At 36.3% G+C, this 3075-nt stretch carries 3 protein-coding genes; 2 read left to right on the forward strand and 1 reads right to left on the reverse strand.

Translation table 11 applies throughout. The features are described from left to right. The coding region (locus AC1DRF_RS21190; protein ID WP_477741616.1) for a MarR family winged helix-turn-helix transcriptional regulator at positions 1-423 on the reverse strand (423 nt) is incomplete at its 3' end. A 279-nt stretch (positions 424-702) separates the two neighbouring features. On the opposite strand from AC1DRF_RS21190, the gene AC1DRF_RS21195 reads away from it, so the two are divergent. After that, complete coding sequence (locus AC1DRF_RS21195; RefSeq protein WP_427075408.1) at positions 703-1341, forward strand: biotin/lipoyl-containing protein; 639 nt, start codon at positions 703-705, stop codon at positions 1339-1341. 33 nt (positions 1342-1374) lie between these two features. Beyond that, positions 1375-3000 (forward strand): DHA2 family efflux MFS transporter permease subunit, encoded by a 1626-nt coding sequence (locus tag AC1DRF_RS21200; RefSeq protein ID WP_427075407.1) that lies wholly within the window; start codon positions 1375-1377, stop codon positions 2998-3000. The last annotated feature ends 75 nt before the right edge of the window (positions 3001-3075 follow it).

The following is a 3075-nucleotide window of genomic DNA, read 5'->3' on the forward strand; positions in this document are numbered from 1 at the left end:
CATTTTATTTAATAAGCGAAAATATTCTTCTTGTTCTTCTACACTTAGAGCTGCTAGCATATCTTTTAAAAATCCATTTCGCTTCTCTGTAATCATTGAAACAAGTTTCTTTGATTCATCGGTCAGTGAAACCCACACAACTCTCCGGTCTTTTTCGTCTCGCACGCGCTGAATGAGAGATTCTTCTTCCAATTGATTTAATAAGCTAGTTGTAGCGCCCGAGGTTAAGTGAAGTTTATTTGAAATATCTGCTACCATATACTTTGTGCCGCTGGCAATGTAGTTTAAGATATAAAATTTAGTGGGTGTTAAGTGATAAGGCTGTGTTTTTAATGTTTCTTCGACTAAATGCCGCATATATTGAAAAAAAGATGTGTTAATTTGATAAAGGTGTTCAATTTTTGAATCTAAATTGTTATCCATGCTAGCTTCCATCTCCTTGTACACTACGGACGTATATAAACTAACTCTAAAATAAAATGAAACAATTGTAAAGGATGGCAATGATTATCTTTAACCACCATTATTATTTTTAAATTAATATCTTTACGAAAAAATATCTTTATGATAAAGTTATTTAGGTGGTTAACCAAATAGATGATTGTAAAGAAACATATCTCATAATAGATGGAGATAATATCTTTATGAAAAAGCTATATAAAAAAGTAATTTTATTAGTGAAGTATTAAGGAGGAGTAATGAATGTCTAGAAGTCGCTTAATGGTAACAAATTTTATTGGAATTATCGTTATTTTAGCTTTATTAATTGGAGGAGGATATTATTACGTTCAAAAATCGAACTATATTACAACGGATAACGCTAAAGTATCCGGAGATGTATACAATGTAGTTGCACCTGCAGCAGGTAAAGTATCAAGCTGGACAGTAGAAGAAGGAAATGATGTATCAAAAGATGCTGAAATTGCTAAAATTCAAGCCGAAAAAGGGTCTGTAGCTGCTAAAGTGCCAGCAGATGGAAAAATTATTCAAACAAACGTAAAAGAAAATCAAATGGTTCAAGCTGGACAGCAAATTGCAACGGAAGTAGATATGAAAGACCTATTTATCGTAGCAAATATTAAAGAAGATCAGCTTAAGGATATTAAAGAAGGCGACGATGTAGATGTAACGGTAGACGGAGACAGCAGTGCAAAAATCGACGGCAAAGTCGAAGAAATTGGATATGCAACCAATTCACTTTCATCTTTAACATCGAACTCAAGCTCAGATGGAAACTACACAAAAGTCTCTCAAACGGTTCCTGTGAAAATTTCTATTTCTAATTATTCAGAGCATGTACTGCCAGGTATGAACGCAGAAGTAAAAATTTCGAAAGACTAATTCTTACTACAACAGTTCAAGAAGGGAGGAAATATGATGACAGCCAGTATAGAAAACACAAGTGATGGATCCATCAAAAAGCATATTCCGCTATTGATTGTTTTAATGCTTGGTTTGTTTCTTGCGATATTAAACCAAACGTTACTGAACGTAGCCATCCCGCATTTGATTACTGAGTTTGGCGTAACGGCAAATACAGCTCAGTGGTTGTTAACTGGATATATGCTTGTGAACGGGGCATTAATTCCGCTTTCAGCTTTTTTAATTGAACGATTTGGTGTGCGTCGTTTGTTCTTATTTGCAATGTTTTGTTTTACAGTAGGGTCATTGATTTGCGGAATTGCACCTACGTTTTCGATTATGCTTACCGGCCGTTTAATTCAAGCTATTGGCGGAGGTGTCTTATCGCCTCTTGTTATGACCATTATCGTGTTTATTTTCCCTCCTCACATGCGAGGAAAAGGGATGGGAATTTTTGGTTTAGCCATGATGTTCGCACCGGCTATTGGACCAACGTTATCTGGATGGGTTATTCAAAACTATGATTGGCACATCCTTTTTAACGGCATGGTGCCATTAGGTGCTATTGTATTAATTATTGCTTTCTTTCAATTAAAAGACATTCAGCCTCCAAAGGATGTAAAAGTTCACATGCCTTCTGTTGTGACATCACTTGCAGGTATGGGATTATTGCTTTATGGATTCAGTGAAGCTGGAAATGACGGCTGGACGGATTCAGTTGTTCTTTCTACAATCATCGGCGGGGCAGTTCTTTTAATTATATTTGTTCTTCAACAAATTAAATCTGAAAAGCCGCTATTGGATATGCGTGTATTCAAATATAATATTTTTTCACTATCAAATATTATTAGTATTGCGATTACAATCAGTATGTACGCAGGCATGTTCTTGCTTCCAATTTACTTGCAAAATATCCGCGGATATTCTGCTTTTGATTCAGGACTTCTGTTGCTTCCTGGCGCACTTGTTATGCTGGTTATGTCGCCGATTTCAGGTACATTGTTTGATAAAGTGGGACCTCGTCCGCTAGCAATCGTTGGTATGCTCATTACATCTATTTCAACGTTTGAATTTACGAAGCTGACGATGGATACACCGTTTAATCATATTTTAGCGATTTATATTATCCGTTCGTTCGGTATGTCACTCTTAATGATGCCGATTATGACAGCCGGTTTGAATCAGCTTCCGCAGCGGCTAAGCAGTCACGGAACGTCAATGTCTAATACGCTTCGTCAAGTAAGTGGTTCAATTGGTATTAGTTTAATGACGACCATTTTTACGAACCGTACAACGTATCATGTAAATGAAATCAGCAGTTCCATGAATACGTCTGATCCATTCTTTATGAACAGCTTTCATTTATTTGTACAAAAAGTAGCTGCTACTTTGCATTTATCACAAGATCAGGCTCAGCAGCAAGCGCTGAAGGTTTTATCTGGAAAAATGACGCAGCAAGGTACGATCCAAGGTATTAACGATGCCTTTTACTGGGCAACAGCAATTTCTGTTATTGGTTTAATTTTAAGTTTCTTCCTTCGTGACGTACGTAAAGATAAAATAGTCGAAGAAAAGAAATCAAAAGCTCAAGAGGAAGATATTCGTATGCTTCCAGCTCCGAAAAGTATAAATTCATAAGGAGCTATAGAAATCTAAAATTCATCATAAAAATGTTGGAGAGAAAGGGGCAGTGAGGTGGATGGATCCATTGAT

The sequence above is a fragment of the Priestia sp. P5_B4 genome (genome assembly GCF_056400385.1).